This is a genomic window from Ignatzschineria sp. RMDPL8A (assembly GCF_029815055.1).
Classification (GTDB): domain Bacteria; phylum Pseudomonadota; class Gammaproteobacteria; order Cardiobacteriales; family Wohlfahrtiimonadaceae; genus CALZBJ01.
This window is the reverse complement of sequence record NZ_JAPPWA010000002.1, coordinates 185,133-206,431: the sequence shown is the minus strand read 5'-3', so window position 1 is coordinate 206,431 and position 21,299 is coordinate 185,133. Positions and strand designations below refer to the sequence as shown.

General features: G+C 45.8%; 20 protein-coding genes, 1 other RNA gene and 1 pseudogene. 12 read left to right on the top strand and 10 right to left on the bottom strand.

Annotation, left to right across the window (positions count from 1 at the left end; translation table 11 throughout):
* The first annotated feature begins 50 nt into the window (after positions 1–50).
* The 3 genes from OXI21_RS02430 (at position 51) to OXI21_RS02420 (ending at position 4,761) form a co-directional block, all read left to right on the top strand.
* Positions 51–749 carry a tetratricopeptide repeat protein gene (locus OXI21_RS02430; protein WP_279617971.1) on the top strand — a complete coding sequence of 233 codons (699 nt, stop codon included), beginning with the start codon at positions 51–53 and terminating at the stop codon, positions 747–749.
* 216 nt (positions 750–965) lie between these two features.
* On the top strand, positions 966–4,025 hold the full coding sequence (locus OXI21_RS02425; protein WP_279617970.1) for an Rne/Rng family ribonuclease: 3,060 nt from the start codon (positions 966–968) through the stop codon (positions 4,023–4,025).
* A gap of 154 nt (positions 4,026–4,179) precedes the next feature.
* On the top strand, positions 4,180–4,761 hold the full coding sequence (locus OXI21_RS02420) for a peroxiredoxin (RefSeq protein ID WP_279617969.1): 582 nt from the start codon (positions 4,180–4,182) through the stop codon (positions 4,759–4,761).
* 188 nt (positions 4,762–4,949) lie between these two features.
* Here OXI21_RS02420 and OXI21_RS02415 read toward each other — a convergent pair whose 3' ends face one another.
* The 7 genes and pseudogenes from OXI21_RS02415 to OXI21_RS02385 form a co-directional block, all read right to left on the bottom strand.
* Complete coding sequence (locus OXI21_RS02415; protein WP_279617968.1) at positions 4,950–5,927, bottom strand: tyrosine recombinase XerC; 978 nt, start codon at positions 5,925–5,927, stop codon at positions 4,950–4,952.
* 60 nt (positions 5,928–5,987) lie between these two features.
* The gene (locus OXI21_RS02410; RefSeq protein ID WP_279617967.1) at positions 5,988–7,391 is read right to left on the bottom strand and encodes an aspartate ammonia-lyase; all 1,404 of its coding nucleotides are present in this window, start codon (positions 7,389–7,391) and stop codon (positions 5,988–5,990) included.
* A gap of 18 nt (positions 7,392–7,409) precedes the next feature.
* Entirely contained in the window at positions 7,410–7,781 is a 372-nt protein-coding gene (locus OXI21_RS02405) for an RNA-binding S4 domain-containing protein (RefSeq protein ID WP_279617966.1), read from the bottom strand.
* Between the two features lie 218 nt (positions 7,782–7,999).
* A pseudogene (gene minE, locus OXI21_RS02400) lies at positions 8,000–8,251 on the bottom strand (cell division topological specificity factor MinE); the annotation flags it as partial.
* Positions 8,252–8,258: 7 nt separating this feature from the next.
* Positions 8,259–9,068, bottom strand: a complete 810-nt coding sequence (minD, locus tag OXI21_RS02395; RefSeq protein ID WP_279617964.1) for a septum site-determining protein MinD — start codon at positions 9,066–9,068, stop codon at positions 8,259–8,261.
* 38 nt (positions 9,069–9,106) lie between these two features.
* Complete coding sequence (gene minC / locus OXI21_RS02390; protein ID WP_279617963.1) at positions 9,107–9,850, bottom strand: septum site-determining protein MinC; 744 nt, start codon at positions 9,848–9,850, stop codon at positions 9,107–9,109.
* 31 nt (positions 9,851–9,881) lie between these two features.
* Positions 9,882–10,364 carry a peptidylprolyl isomerase gene (locus OXI21_RS02385; RefSeq protein WP_279617962.1) on the bottom strand — a complete coding sequence of 161 codons (483 nt, stop codon included), beginning with the start codon at positions 10,362–10,364 and terminating at the stop codon, positions 9,882–9,884.
* A 121-nt stretch (positions 10,365–10,485) separates the two neighbouring features.
* On the opposite strand from OXI21_RS02385, the gene rpiA reads away from it, so the two are divergent.
* The 9 genes from rpiA to ssrS all read left to right on the top strand — a co-directional run bounded on the left by rpiA (position 10,486) and on the right by ssrS (position 17,723).
* Positions 10,486–11,148: a ribose-5-phosphate isomerase RpiA gene (rpiA, locus tag OXI21_RS02380; protein WP_279617960.1), complete on the top strand. Its 663-nt coding sequence runs from the start codon at positions 10,486–10,488 to the stop codon at positions 11,146–11,148.
* 10 nt (positions 11,149–11,158) lie between these two features.
* Positions 11,159–11,743 carry an LPS export ABC transporter periplasmic protein LptC gene (gene lptC / locus OXI21_RS02375; RefSeq protein ID WP_279617959.1) on the top strand — a complete coding sequence of 195 codons (585 nt, stop codon included), beginning with the start codon at positions 11,159–11,161 and terminating at the stop codon, positions 11,741–11,743.
* On the top strand, positions 11,724–12,248 hold the full coding sequence (gene lptA, locus OXI21_RS02370; protein ID WP_279617958.1) for a lipopolysaccharide transport periplasmic protein LptA: 525 nt from the start codon (positions 11,724–11,726) through the stop codon (positions 12,246–12,248). The genes lptC and lptA overlap by 20 nt, the downstream gene beginning before the upstream one ends.
* Positions 12,245–12,970: an LPS export ABC transporter ATP-binding protein gene (gene lptB / locus OXI21_RS02365; RefSeq protein WP_279619392.1), complete on the top strand. Its 726-nt coding sequence runs from the start codon at positions 12,245–12,247 to the stop codon at positions 12,968–12,970. Before lptA ends, lptB begins: the two co-directional genes overlap by 4 nt.
* A 78-nt stretch (positions 12,971–13,048) precedes the next feature.
* Entirely contained in the window at positions 13,049–14,464 is a 1,416-nt protein-coding gene (gene sbcB / locus OXI21_RS02360) for an exodeoxyribonuclease I (protein ID WP_279617957.1), read from the top strand.
* A gap of 23 nt (positions 14,465–14,487) precedes the next feature.
* Positions 14,488–15,354 carry an endonuclease/exonuclease/phosphatase family protein gene (locus OXI21_RS02355; protein WP_279617956.1) on the top strand — a complete coding sequence of 289 codons (867 nt, stop codon included), beginning with the start codon at positions 14,488–14,490 and terminating at the stop codon, positions 15,352–15,354.
* Positions 15,323–16,741 (top strand): tetratricopeptide repeat protein, encoded by a 1,419-nt coding sequence (locus OXI21_RS02350; RefSeq protein ID WP_279617955.1) that lies wholly within the window; start codon positions 15,323–15,325, stop codon positions 16,739–16,741. The genes OXI21_RS02355 and OXI21_RS02350 overlap by 32 nt, the downstream gene beginning before the upstream one ends.
* Positions 16,731–17,492: a hypothetical protein gene (locus tag OXI21_RS02345; RefSeq protein WP_279617954.1), complete on the top strand. Its 762-nt coding sequence runs from the start codon at positions 16,731–16,733 to the stop codon at positions 17,490–17,492. The genes OXI21_RS02350 and OXI21_RS02345 overlap by 11 nt, the downstream gene beginning before the upstream one ends.
* Positions 17,493–17,531: 39 nt before the next feature.
* A non-coding RNA gene (gene ssrS, locus OXI21_RS02340) (6S RNA) lies at positions 17,532–17,723 on the top strand.
* Between the two features lie 275 nt (positions 17,724–17,998).
* Here ssrS and OXI21_RS02335 read toward each other — a convergent pair.
* From OXI21_RS02335 to msbA, 3 genes are all read right to left on the bottom strand, one after another.
* On the bottom strand, positions 17,999–18,526 hold the full coding sequence (locus tag OXI21_RS02335; RefSeq protein WP_279617953.1) for an OmpA family protein: 528 nt from the start codon (positions 18,524–18,526) through the stop codon (positions 17,999–18,001).
* Between the two features lie 231 nt (positions 18,527–18,757).
* Complete coding sequence (locus tag OXI21_RS02330) at positions 18,758–19,270, bottom strand: OmpA family protein (RefSeq protein ID WP_279617952.1); 513 nt, start codon at positions 19,268–19,270, stop codon at positions 18,758–18,760.
* Positions 19,271–19,444: 174 nt separating this feature from the next.
* A complete protein-coding gene (gene msbA / locus OXI21_RS02325) occupies positions 19,445–21,184 on the bottom strand; it encodes a lipid A export permease/ATP-binding protein MsbA (protein ID WP_279617950.1) in 1,740 nt (579 codons plus the stop codon).
* Positions 21,185–21,299: the final 115 nt, after the last annotated feature.

The following is a 21,299-nucleotide window of genomic DNA, read 5'->3' as shown; positions in this document are numbered from 1 at the left end:
ACCGATCGACTCACGCCGATCGTCTTATCCTAATTTAAAGGACAGAAAGCATGAAAATGAAAAATATTGCAATACTTATTTCAGTATTACTTCTGACTGCTTGTGCTGGCACAACTCCACCGAACGGCCCACGCGTACGTCCAATGGATGGCGGCATTAGCTTCCCTGAAGAAGCTCCTTCCGTTAGCTATGGCTATGGCGCGAATAACGGCCCGAAAGTGCAAAATGAAAATGATTTCTTAGCCACAACACAAGCTTCCACCGCTGAACCGACGTTTTCGGCAGCACCGCCTGTATATCATCAGTCGCCTGACCGTGAATCTACTTGGAGCCCTGCACCGACGCCTGTAACCACAGCGCCTGCGCAACAACCCCAAGCGGCTTACAATCCAGCACCTGTACAACAGTCGGCTCCTGCAATCAAACCGAAAACCGAAGACAGCACCCCGATTCGTGCGTTACTCAATGAAGCGAATGCTGCCGTTAATAATAACGATTTAACCAAAGCGGCCAGTCTCCTCAATCGCGCTGTACGCATTGAGCCCACCAACGAGAGTATATGGTTCGACCTTGCCCAAATTAGCCTCCATCAAAAGGAGTACGCTAAGGCGGAGCAACTCGCTAGCAAATCGATCAGTTTTGCCGGCAACAACCAAGAATTAATTCGCAACAATTGGGAAATTATTGCCTTATCACGCGAGGCCCGTCATGACTACAATGGCGCCCGCGCTGCGAGAGAAAACAAATAAACGCTCAAAAGTTCTTTTGGCCTTTGAAATGAATAGCCCCTGCGATAATTCTCGCTCCGGCTACTCGTTTTGGCTACCTATAATCTTTTGATCAATTTTTACAATGTATATTTACAAAGATTAATGGAACGCCTTTTTCATCGCGACGCGCCTCCGCTCCATCGGTCTGCGTGTCCGTAAATTATGGAAAAAGGGTTCCTCCTACTGGGAGACACCATGAAACGAATGTTAATTAATGCAACTCAAGAAGAAGAGATGCGAGTTGCGCTGGTCAATGGTCAGCATTTATATGATTTAGATATCGAAAACATTGCCAATCGTCAGAAAAAATCCAACATCTACAAAGGGACGATTACCCGCGTAGAACCCTCGCTTGAAGCCTGTTTTGTCAATTACGGCGTTGAACGCCACGGCTTTTTACCGTTTAAAGAGATTGCCCGCGAATATTTAGCTGAAAGCAATAACCAAAACGCACCGCTCAAAGACCTCATCAAAGAGGGAACTGAGGTGATCGTTCAGGTTGAACGCGATGAACGCGGTAACAAAGGAGCGGCGCTCACAACGTATGTCTCTCTTGCCGGCCGTTATTTAGTCTTAATGCCCAATAACCCCCGTGCAGGCGGCGTATCACGTCGTATCTCTGGGAAAAACCGCGCCGATCTACGTGAGCAGATGGAAGATCTCGAAGTGCCGGAAGGCATGGGACTTATCGTCCGTACTGCCGGTATGGGCCGCGTTGCTGAAGAGCTTCAATGGGACTTAAACTATCTTGTGATGCTATGGGAAGCGATCCAAAACGCGAGCAAAGAACCTGCGCCTTTCTTAATTTTCCAAGAGAGTAATATCATCGTGCGTGCGCTTCGCGACTACTATCGCGGCGACATTGGCGAGATTTTAGTGGATAACGAAGAGGTCTATAAAGAGGCGGAAAACTTTATCGATAACATCATGCCGCAAATCCGCGACAAGATTAAACTCTATAAAGACAATATCCCGCTCTTTACTCGCTTCCAAGTGGAATCACAAATCCAAACGGCGTATCAACGCGATGTGAAACTCCCATCAGGCGGCGCGCTTGTATTTGACTATACCGAAGCCCTGGTGTCGATCGATATCAACTCAGGCCGTTCAACAAAGGGTGCGGACATTGAAGAGACTGCACTTAACACTAACTTGGAGGCCGCCGAAGAGATCGCGCGCCAACTTAAACTCCGTGACCTTGGTGGTCTGATTGTGATCGACTTTATCGACATGATCGAAACCAAGCATCAACGCGAAGTGGAAAATCGCTTCCATGATGCCCTAGCGTCGGATCGTGCTCGCATTCAAGTGGGACAAATCTCACGCTTTGGCCTTCTAGAGATGTCGCGCCAACGTCTTCGTGCATCCCTTGATGAAACCTCGCATATCAGCTGCCCACGCTGTGATGGTCAAGGTACAATTCGTAATACCAAATCGCTTGCCCTTGCGATTTTACGCCTCATTGAAGAGGAGTGCTTAAAAGAGAAAACCGCTGAAATTATCGTGCAGGTGCCGATCGATATCGCCATCTATCTTCTAAATGAAAAACGCGACGACATGCTCGATATTGAGACTCGTCTTGAAACGCGCGTCATCATTATCCCCAATAAAGAGATGGATACGCCGCACTTTAATATTACCCGTTATCGCACGAACGACAGCGGTACGATTGGGCAAGATAGCTCAACCCACGTCGTTGTTGAAGAGGTGACCACCGAAGATCTGCGCAATAAAGCGCTTAATCTTAATCGTCAAATTCTCTCAGCGCCCGCGGTTACCGGCATTAAACCCACCACGCCTCCACCAACGGAAGTGCGTGAAGGGGCCGAAAAACCCACAGTGTTGCAGACCATTATTAGCTTCTTAAAAGATCTCTTTGATAAAAAAGAGGAAAAATCCGGTAAGAAAGAGGCGAAAAAAGGCGATAACGCAAAAGAGGACGGCAAAAACAGACGCCGTAATCAGCAAAATGAGCGTCGCAACAATCGTCGTAACAACAATAACGCCAATCGCAATCGCAACGTACGCATGAGCCCAAATCGCAATAATACAATTGAAACCGTTGAGCGCAATGTGGACCAAAAAGCGGAGTTTATCCCAGCGGAAGAGAATCAAGCGCAAGATAACAACCGCCGTGATAATCGTCGCGATAACCGCAATGATGAGCGTAACGACAATCGCAATCAGCGCCAAAATCGTCGTGATCGTCAGGATAATCAGAACCGCCAAGAGCGCAATGATGCCCGCAGCGAACGCGGTGATAACCAAAAAGGTGAGCGCCAAGACAATCGTTCAAATCGTCAAGATCGCGATAATCGTAACGATAACCGCAATGACAATCGTCAAAATCAGAACGAGCGCCGTAATCGCCGTGATGATCGACGTGATGACCGTCAAGAAGGGGAGTCTCGCGATAACGATCGTCGTAACGAACGCAATGATCGCAATGAAGAGCGTCAAGAGCGCGACAATCGCAACGACAACCGTCAAAACAACCGCCGCAATCGCCAAAACGATCGCAATAATGAGGCAAATGAGCAAGAATCGAATGCAAATGCTCCTCAAAAAACCGAGCGTAAAGGTGAAGTGATCGTAGATGTTAATGGTGAAAAACGCACGCGTAAAATCCGTGACGGTCGCCCACGCATTGAAGAGACTGAAGCTCAAGCGCCCGAGACCAAAGGAGCTGACAAAGCACCGGTTGAAGCGGTGAAAGAGACGGCTAACGAGGCTCCAAAAGCGGATACTCCAAAGGCAGAAGATAAAGCGGCAAATGCAAATGCTGCTGACAATGCTAAAAAAGACGATGAGTCTCGTGGCAATCAAGAGCGTAATCGCAGACCGCGCCAAAACCGCAATGAGCGTCAAGAACGTCCTCAAGCGGAAGAAAAAGCGGTTAATGCGGAGAAAGCGGAAACCGCTGAACCTGCAAAAACTGAGGCGCCTAAAGCCGAGACAGCGAAGACAGAGGTGAAAACGGAAGAATCCTCACCGGCTGTTAAGGAATCGTCATCTAAAGCTGATACAACTAAAGAGGTGAAAGCGGCAGAGAAAAAGGTGGACGCGAATGATGCAAACGCCGATAAATCTGCTCAAAAACCTGCCCAAACCAATGAGAAAGCACCTAGCGCTGAACCAAGTCAGTCCGATGCGCCGGAAGCGAAATCATCAAGTCATGATGAGCGCACACCGGAACACGCTGAAAAACCAGCACAAAATGCCGAAACGCCTGAGAATAGTAAGCCACAACAGTAACTTATTAAAAAGGGTAATCAGCCTATTTTGTTAATTCAATAGGGGATTAGATTGAAAAAAAGCGATCTGACCCCTATTATAGAAAGGGTAGCGAGGAGATGAAATTTCCTCCTAAACAGTTTAGATCACAGCAACCAAAAAAGGAGTATCAAATATGACTTTTGATAATGAATTCACTTACGGTATCGCAAAAACAGTTGGCGATAAATTAGATCCATTTGAAGTAATTGCTGCAAAACCAGGTTTTAACGAACCCGAAGAAAACGGCGAATCAGCGTTTGAAACAATCACTGAAAAATCTTTCGAAGGCAAATGGAAAATCATTTACTTCTATCCAAAAGATTTCACATTCGTATGTCCTACTGAAATCGTTGAGTTCAACAAACTTGCTCAAGATTTCGAAGACCGCGATGCAGTATTAATGGGTGGTTCAGTGGATAACGAATTCTGTAAACTCGCTTGGAGACGTGCGCATCCTGATTTAGATAAATTAGGTCACTACTCTTTCGGCGACCCAGCAGGTAGCCTTCTTGACATGTTAGGTGCTCGTGACCAAGCGTCAGGCGTAGCACTTCGTGCAACGTACATCGTTGACCCACACAACGTTATCCAACACGTTTCTGTAAACCCAGATAGCGTTGGTCGTAACCCACAAGAAACTCTTCGTATCTTAGATGCGTTACAAACTGACGAACTCTGCCCATGTAACCGTGCAGTTGGTGGCGAAACTCTTTAATTTGAGTGCCCTGTAATGCCTTAAATAGATATTTATCGACATTACATTCTTAAAATAATAGAGAACGACAAAGCCCGCTTGAGTGATCAAGTGGGCTTTTTTATCGCCTGAACATTAACCAATATTTAAATCCGAAGTGAGAGGGGAAAAAACAAAAGGAGAGAGTTGTGAGATCTGAGATCGACGAATCAATCGTCCTCTTTTTTCTTCCGTGCCCGCGGGTGAGCCGCGTCAAACACTTTAGTGAGATGGCCAAAATCAAGATGAGTATAGACTTGCGTCGTGGAAATATCCGCGTGCCCCAATAACTCTTGCACCAAGCGAATATCTTGGCTCGATTCCAGTACGTGAGTTGCCATCGAGTGCCGTAACAGGTGAGGATGAAGATTAATATTCACCCCCGACTCTTCAGCGTAACGTTTGACTCGAGTACTGATCTGCCGGGCGCTTAACCGATTACCTCGCTCAGATAAAAAAAGCGCCTTCTCAAAGCCTAACACCCCTTTTTCTGCCATCCATTCTTGGCGAATCGGAAGCCACGCTTGAATGGCATCAATCGCTTTGCGTCCCACCGGAACAATGCGATCTTTATCGCCTTTCCCCGCAATGACGCGCACTTCATAATCATCAAAATCGATATGATGAAGATTGAGCGCTTGAAGCTCCGCAAGCCGTAAACCGCTTGAATAAAATAGCTCGCAAATGGCCCGATCGCGCACTTCATGCTCATTTGTGGGCGGGCGATTGAGAATCTTTTCCAACAGATCCACCTCCACAACCGATGGAAGCCGTTTTGACGATTTCGGCGGCTTAACTAATTTAGCCGGATTATGGGAAATGATGCCCCGCTCTACCAAATCATCAAAAAAGAGACGAATTGAAGCGAGCTGCGTCTGCATACTCGAGGATTTAAGGGGTTTTTGCCCAGAGGCGGGCGAGGTTTTAGAACGATAGATAATATAATTCCGAATGACCTTCTCATCGCAGAGCGTCCATTCGGAAATGCTATATTCTTGAAGATAGGTTAAAAATTGCCGGAGCGAATAGGCTTTAATCTCCGCGCTGTGCGGGCTATACGCTTTCCGGTAACGCTCAATATAATCCTCGATATCCGCAAGAAGCAAAGACCAAGGTGATCGGTTTAAATTGTGCGTGTTATCTCTCATAAAGGGCAATGATCGCGCACTCAATTAGTATCAAGCCCGCGATCACATTAACTATAAATCCTAAGGAAGGCCGACCGTACGGCGAAGCGCATCGAGGTTGAAGTATTCGTCGAACTCTTCTTCCGTCATCAGATTACGCTCGAGCACCACAGCTTTAACGCTTTTGCCAGTCTTAATACAGATGCGGCCGACGATATCACCCTCACCATGCCCAATCACAGGATTAAGGTAAGTGATAATGCCCACTGAGTTTAAGATGTAGTTGAGGCAGTATGCTTCGTTTGCGGTGGTGTCTTTTACACATTTATCTTGAAGGGATCGGCATGCATTTTTAAGCAACATAATCGATTCAAAGGTCGCTTGCGCAACGACTGGCTCCATCGCATTTAACTGCAATTGGCTCGCATCCGCGGCAGCAGTTACCGTCACATCATTCCCATATACCTTAAAACAGGCATTATTCACCGCTTCAGGTAACACCGGATTCACTTTTGCCGGCATAATAGAACTCCCCGCCTGAAGTTCAGGAAGGTTGATCTCTTTTAATCCCGCGCGCGGACCTGACGATAATAGACGTAAGTCATTGGCGATTTTGGAGAGTTTAACCGCAAGGTTTTTAAGCGTTGCGTGGAACTTCACAAAATCGGTGAGATCCGATGTGGCGGCAATGAGATTATCCGCTAAACGGCATGGATATCCGGTTACTCGTGATAACTCTTCAATCACCACTTTGCCGTAACCTTTTGGTGTATTGACACCGGTACCAATCGCTGTACCACTTAGGTTCACCGATAAGAGCGAACGGCGTGTTTCACGCACATCTTCCACCGCGGTGGTAATAAGATTTGCAAAGGCGGCATACTCTTGCCCAAGACTCATCGGCACGGCGTCTTGTAACTGTGTACGACCCATTTTTAATACCGACGCAAACTCTTCTGCTTTCGCCATTAATCCATCACGAAGATAGAGTGCGCTTTCGATCAAATCTTCAGAACATTTATACATCGCCAGACGCAATCCAGTTGGATAAGCATCGTTCGTTGATTGTGATTCGTTGACATGATCGTTTGGATTAATGTGAACATAATCCCCTTTAGAATATCCTGAAATCTCAAGCGCAACGTTGGCAACCACTTCGTTCACATTCATGTTGAGCGACGTACCCGCACCGCCTTGAAAGGCATCGATCGGAAATTGATTCAAGTATGAATCATCCGTTAATAAAATATCGCACGCCTTGATAATCGCATCTGCGACTTCAGGTTTTACCGTCCCTAGCTTTTTATTCGCAAGTGCGGATGCTTTTTTTACATACACAATCCCACGAATAAAGTCTGGGGTGTCACTATTCGTCTGGGTAGAGAGGGTGAAGTTGTTCATCGCGCGCACCGTGTGAATGCCGTAATATGCATGATTTGGAACGTTTAACTCACCTAAAAGATCTACCTCTTTACGATACCCCATTTAATATCTCCTTAAAATTTAATCAATATGCAAACCTTGTTTGACTCTGCGTAATTCTCGTTTTTCACGCTTGTCTGGCTTTTCTGGTCGGATGGTCGGCGCAAGACGTCTCAGTTCCCGCTCCCGATTACGCCGTTCAATGCTTTGAGGAAGCTCCTCATACATCGTCGCCGCAATGGACGCAGGCCCGCGATTCGGCAACAGTTTTAATACCGTCACCTCAAATATCATTTGCGCTTTACGCACGGTGATAACATCCCCCTCTGCGATCATGCGTGCGGGTTTTGCTAATTGTTCATTAACAAGGACTCGCCCTTTATTGATCTCATCGGTGGCCAGTCGCCGTGTTTTATAAAACCGGGCAGCCCATAACCATTTATCTAAACGCACAAAAAGACCTCCAATACTTATCTCATATTAGACGCTAATTTAGATGATTGCTAGACAATACAAGAAAAGAGCCACAAATATGTGGCTACTAGTCAATATACATAAATTGTTAAACGTTGCAAAATACTTTTTTAGTTTTTTTCATCTTGATCTGAAGAGACTTTTTTTGCTCCAGATTGATCAACGTTTTCAGAGACTTCTGAAGCCTCATCTTCATTATCAGAAAGAATGATGTTTAACTCTAAAACATCACACCCTTCTTCGCGATCCATTTCAATTTTCACCTGCTTGCCATCTACTGGAAGATATTTACGCACTACGTCTAAAATATCTTTCTGAAGATCCTGCATAAAATCAGGATGCGCATCTGCATTACGGATACGCTCATGCGCAACAATAATCTGCAGGCGTTCTTTTGCGATCGATGCCGTATTTGATTGGCGGCGTCGACCAAAAATACGCTTTAACATACTTTTCCTAGCCTCCAAAGAGTCGTCCGAAGAAGCCTTTTTTCTCAGCTTCGATGAAACGGTGTGGGCGATCTTCTCCTAAGAAACGATCCACAATGTCGATATACGCTTGGCCTGCATCGGACTGTTCATCCATAATGACCGGTTGACCTGCGTTTGAGCATTGAAGCACAGCTTCTGACTCAGGAATTGCACCTAAAAGCGGAATGCCAAGGATGTCGAGAATATCGGTTACCGTTAACATATCGCCTAGATCAGCCCGTTTCGGATCATATCGATTGATCACTAAATGTTGCGACACTTCAGAGCCCTCTTCCGCTTTGAGCGTTTTACTCGCTAAAATTCCTAAAATACGGTCAGAATCTCGTACAGATGAGACTTCAGGGTTGGTCGTCACAATGGCGTCATCGGCAAAATACATCGCAAGCTGCGCCCCTTTTTCAATCCCCGCGGGCGAGTCACAGATGATATATTCAAAATCCATCTTTTTAAGATCATCAATCACTTTACCTACGCCCTCTTTCGTGAGCGCATCTTTATCGCGTGTTTGCGATGCAGGCAAAATAAATAGATTATCTAAACGCTTATCTTTAATGAGCGATTGCTGAAGGCTCGCTTCCTCATTGACCACATTAACGAAATCGTAAACGACGCGGCGTTCACATCCCATAATAAGGTCTAGGTTACGTAAACCTACATCGAAGTCGATCACTGCAGTTTTATGGCCTTTTTTCGCAAGACCTGCTGCTAAGCTTGCACTTGTGGTGGTCTTTCCGACCCCACCTTTACCGGAGGTAACTACTACTACTCGTGCCACTCAATACTCTCCCTCTTAAAAAATTTTATTTAAATAAATTAAAAAATGCGCTCAATCTTAATTTCATCATGCTCTAGATAGATCTGTACTGCTTTCCCCGTCCAAAGGGCCGAGATCTCCTCATCAATCACCTTATATTGTCCTGCAATAGAGACAAGCTCCGCTTCCAGCGATTGGCAGAAAATACGTGCCGAACGGTTCCCATTAATCCCCGCAAGTGCACGCCCACGGAGCGGTCCATATACATGGATATTCCCGGTCGCTAAGAGCTCTGCGCCCTCATTGACGGTATTGATAATAATGAGATCACCACTTGGAATCGCAATTTGCTGGCCTGATCGAACTTGATGGGTGACCACCGTCGATGGCACAGCCACCTCTTTAATCACCTCAACCTCTTTCGTCTCCACAATGCGCTCCACAACAGGCGGACGCTCTTGCGGTTTTTGCACAGATTGACTGACCGTTTTCGGGGCATTCTGTTCTGGCAAAAAGGCCCAATCAGCTTTCATCGCCTTACTCTCAAGCGCCTCAGGCACCGAACGTAACGCAACAGGGATTATCCGATTGGAGATCAAGAGATTCTTGAGCCACGTGAAATCAAGATTATCACGGGCATCGATTTCAGAAAGATCGACTACCACAGGAATTTGATTAAAAAAAGCAGGAGAGATTTTTACTTTCGCAACTAACGCCTCTTCAACCGCTTTCAGATCGATCGTTTTAAGATAGAGAACGGTGGCCGTGAAGACCTCTCCTTTTAAATCAAAATACTTTGACATTTCTTAGCTTATTATACAAGTTTTCAGAAGATTAATGATCGTGTCCGTCGCTATGAACGTGACCGTGGTCAAGTTCTTGCGCCGTCGCGTTACGTACAGATACCACTTCAACGTCGAAATGCAATTGCTTTCCAGCTAAAGGATGGTTTCCGTCAAGTTTGATCATCTCTTCAGAGACTTCTAATACGCGGAACATATGCATACTGCCATCAGGCGCGCTACCGGTTACTTGAAGACCGACCGTGATCTCTTCATCTTCAGGAAACGCTTCTCTTGGCACATCGATAATGTTCTCTTCGTGATGTACGCCGTAGCCCTCTTCAGGTTCTACGGTGAAGGTAACTTCTTGACCCTCTTTTGCCCCTTCAAGTGCTTTTTCAAATCCAGGGATCATCATGCCGTGGCCGTGAATATACGCAAGAGGTTCACCGCCTACGTTGCTATCAAGAGTCGCGCCATTGTCGTCAGTTAAGGTATAATGAACCGCTACTACTTGGTCTTTTTCAATAATCATATTTATCCTTTATAGATTTCGAGGGTTTATTTCCGAATTCTACTATACAATAATATGAGAGTTAGATAAATAGACAATTCGCAAACTTCTTAGGGTTTACCCGATTTAGAGCTAATCAAAAATGGACATTTTAGAGCAAAAAAAATTGGTCGCAAAAGCGGCCTGTGAACTGATTCAACCCAACGAAATTTTAGGCCTTGGCACCGGCTCAACCGTCGACTGTTTAATCGCAGAGCTCGCCCCGATTGCCGATCAAATTAAGGGTGTCGTCTCAAGTTCCGAGCGCACAACGAAACAGATTATCGATCTTAACATCCCGATTATTGAACCTTCAGAGATTACCGAGATTAATCTCTATATTGATGGTGCCGATGAGATCAATCACGCGCTTGAGATGGTCAAAGGCGGCGGCGGCGCGCTCACCCGTGAAAAAATCGTGGCGGCCCATGCAAAATCCTTTATCTGCATTGCCGATAGCAGTAAACTTGTCGATACCTTAGGGGCTTTCCCGCTTCCGATCGAAGTGATTCCAATGAGTGCTCATTATGTAATGCGTGAAGTGGAAAAACTGGGCGGTCTTCCCTCCATTCGTGAAGGGTTTATCACCGATAATGGCAATGTAATTGTGGATGTCAAAGGACTCACCATCGAGAATGCCACCGAACTAGAATCGCACTTAAATCAAATTACTGGTGTGGTGACAAACGGTCTTTTTGCCATGCGCAAAGCGGACCTTTTACTGCTTGCAACGCCTCAAGGTGTAAAGCGTTATTCACTCGACTAATTGAGATGCCATGACACTATTTGCTCTCCTAAAACGGCTCGCTCTTCTGACCCTCGTGGGATTTTTAATCTATCTCACGTGGTATCTCAACACGCAAACCTTTGCCGATAAAGAGATTAAACCAGAAGAGCCCCAACTTGAGATGTATGGATACACCTTAAAGCAATATAACGCCGAAGGAGAGCTTGCATCGATCTTAACGGGCCCTTATCTTAAACATTTTGATGGCGAGATGGGCACGTTTCTCCAAGATCCGAACCTGATTCAATATGAATTACAGCCGGATCAAACGCGCATCATCAGCTGGACCGCAAAGAGCGATAACGCCCATCTTAACGAGGATAGCTCGCTCATTACCTTAAAAGATAACGTGGTACTCTATCGCCCGCCCCTTGAAAATCGCGATGAAGAGACGGTAACAACGGAGAAACTCCTTATTCACGATAAAGGGGAACGCATCTCAACGGATCTATTTATCCGCCTTGAATCGCCTAGTTATTTTACGGAAGGCATTGGATTAACAGGCTTCCCGAGCCGTGGCGAATATCGACTGCACAACGCAACTAAGAGTCAATATGAAACGAAGAAACCTTAAACAACGCTCTCTCTTTTTGCCCCTCCTTGCGGGATTATGGCTATTTCAAATGGCGTGGGCACTGCCTGAAGATCGCAATCTACCCGTTGATATCGTCTCCGATACTGGCGAATATTTCCAAGAGGAAGGCTACGGAATCTATACCGGCAATGTGGTATTAACTCAAGGCACGTTAGAGATTAAAGCCGATAAGGCCACCTTTTATCTTAAAGAGGGCGCGCTCGATTATGTGGTGGCTGAGAGCCTACAAAAAGGAAAGCTCGTTAAGATTAAATATCTCCCCAATCACGACGATCCGTGGGTCTTTGGTGAAGGGAAAACCTTGCACTATTACCCCAATAAAGAACTATTAACGCTTCTGACGAATGCAGAGGTGATTCAGGCGAACGATGTGGTCAAAGCTGAGCAGATCGATTATCGCCTCGATACCAAAAAAGTCACCGCGAGTCGCTCGAAAAAGGAACAGATTAAGATCACTATTCAGACTGGAAAAGGGGCGAAATAATGAAACTTGAAGCCAAAGAACTCGTTAAACGCTTTAAAAAACGAACCGTCGTCGATGGCGCTTCGTTTCATATCAGTTGCGGTGAAGTGGTCGGACTTTTAGGCCCAAATGGTGCCGGAAAAACTACCAGCTTTTATATGACAGTCGGGCTTATTACCCCCGATGAGGGCGCGATCTTTATTGATGATAAAGAGATTACCAAACTCCCGATGCATGAGCGCTCCCATTTAGGGATTGGCTATCTGCCACAAGAGGCGTCGATCTTTCGTAAAATGACAACGCGCGAGAATATTTTAGCGATCTGCCAAACGCGCAAAGATCTCTCTAAAAAAGAGCAGGAAGTCTTAACCGATGGCCTTCTTGAAGAGTTTAAAATCACCCATATTGCTCACTCGCTCGGGATTTCACTCTCAGGGGGTGAGCGTCGCCGGGTAGAAATTGCGCGAAGCCTTGCACTGAGCCCTAAATTTTTACTGCTCGATGAACCCTTTGCCGGCGTCGACCCGCTTTCGGTCGCGGACATTCAATCGATCATCCAAGACCTTGCGAAAAAAGGAATCGGCGTTCTCATCACCGACCACAATATTCGCGAAACCTTAAGCATTTGTGAGCGCTCCTATATCTTAAGTGCCGGACGCGTCATTGCGGAAGGCGACACCACCGCGCTCCTTGCCAATAAAGATGTGCGCCGTGTCTATCTTGGCGAAAATTTCTCGCTCTAATACGATTATCTTGAGGAAGCACGGCTTCCTCTTCTTCTATCCACCCATCCGATTCATCTTGTGACCCGTAGGCAACCTATGAAGCAGACTCCGAGCTATTTTTTTTATGATCTAGAGACCTTTGGGCTCGACCCAAAACAGGATCGCATCGCCCAATTTGCGGGGATTCGCACCGATCATAATTTCAATATCATTGGCGAGCCGGTCAATCTCTATTGCCAGCCCGCGCTTGATTATATTCCCAATCCGGAATCGATCTTAATCACCGGCATTACTCTTGAGGAGTGTGAGGAGAAAGGGCTTCCCGAGTCGGAGTTTGCAAGCGCCATTCACACACTGTTTTCAGTTCCCAACACCACTATTTTGGGCTATAACAATATTCGTTTTGACGATGAGATGATCCGTTATCTCTTCTATCGCAACTTTATCGATCCGTACGCCTACGCGTGGCAAAATGGCAATTCTCGCTGGGATCTTTTAGATGTGGTGCGCGCGACCTACGCCCTTCGCCCTGAGGGAATTGTGTGGCCGACAAATGAAGAGAATCCGAACATTGCAAGCCTTCGTCTTGAGCATCTGACAAAAGCGAATAACCTCCTACACGAAAAAGCGCACGATGCGCTGAGCGATGTCTATGCCACGATTGCCATTGCCAAACTCTTAAAAAGCCATCAGCCCAAACTCTTTAAGTTCTTTTTTGACAATCGCCTAGCGCGCGATCTAAAACGGCAGATCGATCTCGATAATCATACGCCCTTTACCCATGTTTCCGGCATGTTTGGGGCAGATAATCAATATCTCGCCGCCATGATGCCGATCGCGATGCACCCATGGAATCGAAATGGACTTATTGCGGTAAATCTCATGGGCAATGTTGAACAACTTTTGACGCTATCAAGCGCGGACATTCACGCCTATCTCTACACCAAAGATGAAGCGCTTCCTGAAGGCATTGAGCGGATGCCGCTAAAACTTATCCATCTCAATCGAACGCCCATTATTGCGCCTTTAGGGGTGTTAAAAGGGGTTGATCAAACCAGCGTCGATGTGGAAACGGTGATGCGAAATTTTGAAACGCTCTTTAAACATCGCTTTGAGCTAATGCAGAAACTCACCGAAGTCTACCGAGAAAAACGCGACTTTTCTGCCCTTGAACCGCAAGATCCCGAAGCTCAGCTCTATGATGGCTTTTTCCCCGATGAGGATAAGAAAGAGATGGAGCGAATTTTACGCCTCTCCTTTGATGAAATTGCCGAGACGGAGTTTTTCTTTGAAGATGCCCGTCTATCGCCGCTTCTCTTCCGTTATCGTGCAAAAAATGCGCCGTTTACCTTAAATAAAGTGGAACAAGATATCTGGAATCAGTTCGCTAAAGTTCGCCGTAATGGCTATAAAGAGGCGTTTCGCCCGATTTATGAGGCGCTCCTTGAAAGCGATCTCACCGAGGATCAACGCACACTGCTTGAGAGTTGCCGCCACTACTATTACGACTAATATTTTTCGATCATAAGGATTCAATGACTGACCTTTCTGTCGCTACCATCAATCTCGATAATTTAGGGGAATGGAGCCACGCCACACGCTTTGAGCGCTTAACGGAAGCCGTGAATACCGCACTCAAACGCCCGATGATTATTGCGCTCCAAGAGATCGGTGTCTTTGCTGAGGAGGAAAATGTCAATCTCGATGCGCCCCTTCCGGCAACCATTGATAAAACGCTACTGGATTATCTCAACGAGGACCAGCCACGCGAGGCGCAATATCACTATGCAGAAATTGCGCCAAAGCCCTTTACAACAGGCGGTGAACGCAATCATCATATTCGCTCCGCCTTTCTCTATCGTGCGCCGATTACACTCACCGATTTACGCACACTTGGCGAAGACTCTCCCTTTTTTACCGGTAACACACTTGAAGGGAAAGAGGCACTCTCCCCTTCCCGTCGCCCACTGCATGGCATATTTGACCTTAATGGCACACCTCTTCACCTCATCAATTGCCATCTTAAATCGATGAACGCGCCAACCAATGATCGTAAAAAGATCGCCCGGCGTCAGCGAAATGCCCAAGCGGAACAAATTCGACACGAGATTCAAATCTACAAAGAGGAACCGCTAATGATCCTTGGGGATTTTAATGATCTGCCTCAATCAAAAACCATCGAGATTCTGCGCGATCATCAAAGCTTAGCGTCGATCTGGAATGACACCCCGAAACCTTGCTATACTTATCGCTATAAAAACAAGCCGATTGTACTCGATTATATTCTTTACAATCATCATCTTACCTTGATTGAGGTGAGTGCACCACCACTCAATACGCCTCATTTAAGCCCAACGCGATTTAGTGATCATGACCCAGTTGTTGCCACGTTTAAACTTTAACAAACCGCTCATAACGCTCATTTTAATCAGCGTGCTCGGTGCGCCACTCAATGCTCAAACCTTTAAAGGAGCGATTGAGGCCTACGATCAGCAAAATTATAGCGAAGCATTTGCTCAATTTAGTGAGCTCGCCGCCCGCGGGCATGTCGATGCGCTCAACAATCTTGGCACACTCTATCAAACCGGCAACGGGGTGGAACGAAACTATCCTGAAGCGGTTCGCGCCTATAAACGAGCGGCGATTACCGGCCATATTAATGCCGCCTATAACCTTGCGAATCTCACCCGCCTTGGCATGGGTACACCCAAAAATATTCCAGAAGCATACGCATGGAGCATTGTTGCCGCCCGCCATGGCGCGAGTGATCTGATCGCATTTCGCGACGCACTTCGTAAAGAACTCACTCTTAACGAGATTAAACAGGCCCATGAGCTCGCGCAAAAAGTGCTAATGCGACTTGGTCAATATGAAGTAACACTTGCATGGATGCTCCCCTCTGAGCTTCGTAATCCGCTCTTCACGCCAGCCGCAAAAGTGAAAGATCCGGAAGCCAATCGCGCGTTTTCCAATACGGATATCCAAGGAGATACCCAAGGAAACACAAAAACTCACTCCAACTATCCCACTCTGGTGAAAGAGCCTAAGAAAGCACTTGCCTTTGAATCCGGCTATAAAAATGGCGAAAACACCCCCGCTCACACAGCGATGGCGCCGACAAAAGAGAATAGCTATAAGATCGACGGCGTCGAGATTCCTGCGGGATTCTCGCCCTTAAGCCGTGATAAATCGGCCTATACTGGCATTCAAGAGAATCCCACCCTCTCTGAATCAGACAGATCTTCCATGACTGATAACAGAGCCCAATCCATTGGGGGCGTCGATATTCCAGATGGGTTTTCACTGTTAAAACGCCGCTCTGAAACCGAAAAACTAACGAGCACACCGCTCAATGACGCGAGCGACTCGAACGCCTATGAGGACCACAATAAGCAACAAAATGAGCCAACGCTTGCGCCACCTCCTAAAGCCAAATCTCGCACCTATTCGACCCAGCTCGGGCACTCATCAACAACGATCTATCGCCCGCAACTAGAAACGTTGGGTGAATATGAAAACGCGACCATTTTGCGCCCGCGCCGTGTGATTCCGATTAAAGAGCAGAGCCTCAATCAACACAAACCCGTCAGTGAAACTGTTGAGCGCCTAGTCAATAGTCTCTCCACCGCCATGGGAACGCCGTTTGATAAAACCCTCGGCGCACTTATTCGCCTCAATCCCAACGCCTTTAAAGAGAGCGATGCCGGCGTAATTGAACAGATCAACCCCGAGCAATCCTTAAAAATCCCTTCAAAAGAGCTGATCTTAGAGTATTTTCATGAAGAATAGATCGCTTCGTTGGTTACAAGGGCTCTTACGTCACGCGCTTCCAAGCCACTGTACGCTGTGTGAGAGTGCGCTGATCGATGCGGTATCTCATCCACTTCTTTGTGATGATTGCGCGCACGATCTCCCCCTTGCAGACTCAGAGTGCCTGCTTTGCCAAGTCGCGCTTTCATTCCCATTAACCGTGAGACAACATCTTTGCCGAAATTGCCACGAGGAGAGCGCTCTTTCAAGTTTAGCAGTACGCTTTCATTACAAAGAGGGCATTAAATCGATCATTCAGCAATTAAAATTTAATCATCGCGCAGAACTGATCTCTCTGATTGCTTCGATCATGCAACCCTTTTTTGATCACAGGATCACGGAGCTCACACAAAAATATCGTACACCAATAACACTGATTCCCATGCCCTCCGACCGGTTTCGGCTAGCGCGACGTGGCTTTAATCCAACCCTTGAAATACTAAAAAAACTCTGCCAGGGAGCGCCCAATTCGCTGATCGCCTTTTTACCCAATTATCTGCACAAATATGCATTTTTTATACCCCAAAGCGAGCTGAATCGCAAAGAGCGCCTCGACAATCTTCATGGCGCCTTTTATATCAATCGAGCACTCCTGCCCCTTGTTGAAGGGAAAAATATTCTTCTTTTTGATGATGTAATTACAACAGGAACATCCCTTGAAATATCAGCAAGAACACTCATCAATAATGGCGCTAACTCCGTCCATGGCATGCTCATTGCCCGAGCTTAAGTTGATAAAACTGCGAATTTATGGCATATTGAGGCTGGTGCGTTCCTGTTATGTACGGGCATTTACACTATACACCTCTTGATCCTAATTTTTATATTTTGGAATGCCTTAATTGGCCTTTGGTGTGCAAGCTGATTTAATTCAGAAGCCTAAAGAAGTCCATCTAGGAATCCACTTGAACCTAAGCGTTCAAGAGTCTTAGTGTCGAGCCACGGCTATTATGGGGACGCATCCTTTTTTTCCTTCGTTTTAATCCCCCCGAATGTCATCATTGACAGCCCCTTCTTATTAACTCTCCCCACCAGCTCTCAAGCCTTCTCATCTCCTCTCTAATCTCCCCACTCTCCAAAAAAATCTACAACAACTTGTCAGCTTATAGCCGATGACGATCGCTCATTATTTTAGGCAATAAAAAACGTCTCTTTGATTCATCAACACGTGACGCTCAAAGAGACGTATCTGTTTTTACAAATATGGAGAGTTATTTGGTCTTAAACCAAATAAAATTATTTGTTTACCACTTCTTTCTTAACATCGATTAAGATGTCAACACGGCGGTTTTTCGCACGGTTTTCACGAGTATCGTTCGGTACCACAGGTTCTAATTCACCGCGACCTTCTGAACGAATTGCGTTTGCATCAACGCCTTGTGCAACTAAGTAATCAGCCACTGATTTTGCACGACGCTCTGAAAGACCTTGGTTATAGGCCGCAGGTCCGGTTGAGTCAGTATGACCAACAACTGCGATACCTTTAGTTTGAACGCGTTTTAACTCATCAACGATCTCGTCAAGCTTCGCTTTACCAGCTGGTTTAAGGTCTGCTTTGTCAAAATCAAAGAAAGTGTTGGTTTCAAACGAAAGTTGTTTTACTGTAACGCCACAGCCTTCAGTACCACCACGTGTTTGTACGCAGTCGCCTTGACGGTCTGTAATGAAGTTGCCCCAACGGTCAGTTAAGGTTTTATCTTCGGCCATTGCAGATGTGGAGAACACTAAAGAACCCACTAATAATGCAAACTTTAACTTATTCACTATATTATCTCCTCATAAGTATCTGTTTAGTACGAATTAATCTTACAATTACGCTTAAGTATAGTCAAAAAACTCTATCTAACGCAATCATTATTATCTATATTGTTCCTGTACTATACCAAATCTAAAATGATGACGCATAAAAAAAGCACAAAAAAACCCCTCCGAAGAGGGGCTTTTAGATCTAAAACTAGATCTGAATCACTAATTAACGCGGTTAGGCGTCTTTAATTAGTTGATTGTGATATCAACACGGCGGTTTTTCGCACGGTTTTCACGAGTATCGTTCGGAGCGATCGGTTGGTTTGCACCGTAACCTACTGCATTGATTAAGTTTGCATCAACGCCTTTTGATACTAAGTATGCTTCAACTGATTTAGCACGACGCTCAGAAAGACCTTGGTTGTAAGCAGCTGGGCCTGTTGCGTCAGTGTGACCTGCAAGGCTAATGCTGTTTACTTTTTTGTTGCCTAATTCTGCAACTAATTCGTCTAATTTAGCTTTACCAGCTGGTTTAATCGTTGCTTTGTCAAAATCAAAGAATGCGTCTGCTTCATAAGTTTTAACTTCTTGTACAGGTGCGCCACAAGCGTCCGCTGTACCACCGATAGTTAATACGCACTCGCCTTGACGGTCAGTAACGCCTTGTCCTTGACGATCAGTAAGGCCTTTTTGATCTTGAGCCATTGCTGATGTTGTAAGGATTAAGCCTGAAAGCATAGCGATTGTTAATTTCTTTTTCATAAATTCTCTCCAATTAATAAAAACAATATAGATAACAAATATACTGTAACCTTAACAGCTCAATTTGTTTCCTATAATACCCTATTTACAAGATAAAAACATATTTTATTTTCCCCCGGATTGGCCTAAATCATTCAATTTCCAACCCTTGAGGAAAATCGTTTTTTATCCACTCTAATCGGCACCTTCTTCAGAAACTCGATAGAGCTTTGAATAGTAACCATTTTTATCTAAAAGGGACTGGTGAGTCCCCTCTTCGACAATTTTTCCATGATCAAACACCACGATTCGATCGGCGTGTTCAATCGTACTTAATCGATGCGCGATAATAATCGTCGTCTTATTTTGGCAAAGCGTCACAAGTGCCTCTTGAATGAGACGTTCACTTTCGGTATCAAGACTGCTCGTCGCCTCATCTAAAATTAAGATTGGCGAATTTTTAAGGAGCGCCCGTGCGATTGCCACTCGTTGACGTTGCCCGCCTGAGAGCCTTGCCCCATTTTCTCCGATCATCGTATCGAAGCCTTCCGGCAATTCCATAATAAAATCATACGCGTTTGCCTGCTTCGCCGCTTCGATAATCGCCTCTTTTGTGACCTTTGATTGACCAAAGGCAATATTATTCGCGATGGTATCGGCAAATAAAATCACATTCTGCCCCACATAACTGATCTGATTGCGATAACTCTCTAGATCCACCTCCGAAAGATTCACCTCATCGACACAAATCTCACCGGAGGTTGGCTCATAAAAGCGCGCAAGAAGATTAGCAAAAGTACTCTTTCCACTCCCCGATCCACCGACAAGCGCCACCGTTTCTCGGGGTTCGATGGTGAGATTAATCCCACGGAGTGCTTTTCGCTCTTGGTCTTGATAATAAAATTCCACCCCATTAAAGGCGATTTTTCCCTCAAGATTAGTAAAGGCATGACCTTTTCGATTGGGTTCTTCAATGGAATCGATGAGTTCAAAGACCCCTTCTGCCCCAGCAAAGCCCCGTTGCAAGGCTTCATTTAAGCGGGTGAGCCGTTTAATCGGATTGAGAAGTGCGATCATCGCCGCTAAGAGCGATAAAAAGCCCCCTACGGTAAATTCATCTTGCGCCGCTTGATGCGAGGCATACCAGATCACCACCGCCACACAGATCACCAATAACACTTGCGAAAGCGGGCTCGATAATTCAGAGGCAGAGACAATTTTCATATTGAGATGGCGAATATCTTTATTCACCTTTCGGAAGCGATTCCGCATCTCTTTATAAGCAGAAAAGAGCTTAATTTCACGGTGACCCCGAATGGTCTCTTCGGTAATGTGATTGAGCGTTCCCATCTGTGATTGAATGGTTCGCGCCAGACGGCGGAGGCGATTTGACACGGTTTTAAGCACAAAATAGATAAAGGGCGCCATCATAAAGGCAAGCGCACTCACCTTCCAATTTTGTAAAAACATCACGCAGAGAAGCCCAACGATGATAAACGAATCTTTAATAAGCGTCACCAGCGCCATCGAACTGATAGTGAGCAGTTGATTGACATCATAAGTGAGCTTTGAGAGAAATGCGCCAGAGGATTTCTTATCATATTCCGCTTGCGGAAGCGTTAATAGCCGGTCATACATCTGATAGCGCAGTTTTTCAATCACTTTTTGCGCCACCCACTGCATGCCCACGTTTCCGGTAAACGAGAGCGTACTCATCGCCACATAAATGCCGATAATCATCCACGGCATCATTTTGATAAACGCCTCATTCTTCCCGACAAATCCTTCGTCAAGAATCGGTTTTAATAGCCAAAAGAGCCCCGCTTCAAGGAGGCCCGAAAGGGCAATCGCTATCATCGCTAAGATGAGCGTGCCGGGATAGGCCAGCGTATAAGATAATATCCGTTTATAGAGTGCTATGTTCTGCGTCTTCAATGATCCATCACCTAATCAGTTTGGAGAAATTCTCCTCTATTATGAACGAAAAAAGCACTCAATGGCATTTCCTTGAGTGCTTCTTGAGTTAAATTAACTCACTATCGAATGGGTA

Excerpts from the sequence above, each read along its gene's own strand:
- OXI21_RS02430 (WP_279617971.1), top strand. The coding sequence starts at position 51 with ATGAAAATGAAAAATATTGCAATACTTATTTCAGTATTACTTCTGACT.
- OXI21_RS02425 (WP_279617970.1), top strand. The coding sequence starts at position 966 with ATGAAACGAATGTTAATTAATGCAACTCAAGAAGAAGAGATGCGAGTT.
- OXI21_RS02420 (WP_279617969.1), top strand. The coding sequence starts at position 4,180 with ATGACTTTTGATAATGAATTCACTTACGGTATCGCAAAAACAGTTGGC.
- OXI21_RS02415 (WP_279617968.1), bottom strand. The coding sequence starts at position 5,927 with ATGAGAGATAACACGCACAATTTAAACCGATCACCTTGGTCTTTGCTT.
- OXI21_RS02410 (WP_279617967.1), bottom strand. The coding sequence starts at position 7,391 with ATGGGGTATCGTAAAGAGGTAGATCTTTTAGGTGAGTTAAACGTTCCA.
- minC (WP_279617963.1), bottom strand. The coding sequence starts at position 9,850 with ATGTCAAAGTATTTTGATTTAAAAGGAGAGGTCTTCACGGCCACCGTT.
- OXI21_RS02385 (WP_279617962.1), bottom strand. The coding sequence starts at position 10,364 with ATGATTATTGAAAAAGACCAAGTAGTAGCGGTTCATTATACCTTAACT.
- rpiA (WP_279617960.1), top strand. The coding sequence starts at position 10,486 with ATGGACATTTTAGAGCAAAAAAAATTGGTCGCAAAAGCGGCCTGTGAA.
- lptC (WP_279617959.1), top strand. The coding sequence starts at position 11,159 with ATGACACTATTTGCTCTCCTAAAACGGCTCGCTCTTCTGACCCTCGTG.
- lptA (WP_279617958.1), top strand. The coding sequence starts at position 11,724 with ATGAAACGAAGAAACCTTAAACAACGCTCTCTCTTTTTGCCCCTCCTT.
- sbcB (WP_279617957.1), top strand. The coding sequence starts at position 13,049 with ATGAAGCAGACTCCGAGCTATTTTTTTTATGATCTAGAGACCTTTGGG.
- OXI21_RS02355 (WP_279617956.1), top strand. The coding sequence starts at position 14,488 with ATGACTGACCTTTCTGTCGCTACCATCAATCTCGATAATTTAGGGGAA.
- OXI21_RS02350 (WP_279617955.1), top strand. The coding sequence starts at position 15,323 with ATGACCCAGTTGTTGCCACGTTTAAACTTTAACAAACCGCTCATAACG.
- OXI21_RS02345 (WP_279617954.1), top strand. The coding sequence starts at position 16,731 with ATGAAGAATAGATCGCTTCGTTGGTTACAAGGGCTCTTACGTCACGCG.
- OXI21_RS02330 (WP_279617952.1), bottom strand. The coding sequence starts at position 19,270 with ATGAAAAAGAAATTAACAATCGCTATGCTTTCAGGCTTAATCCTTACA.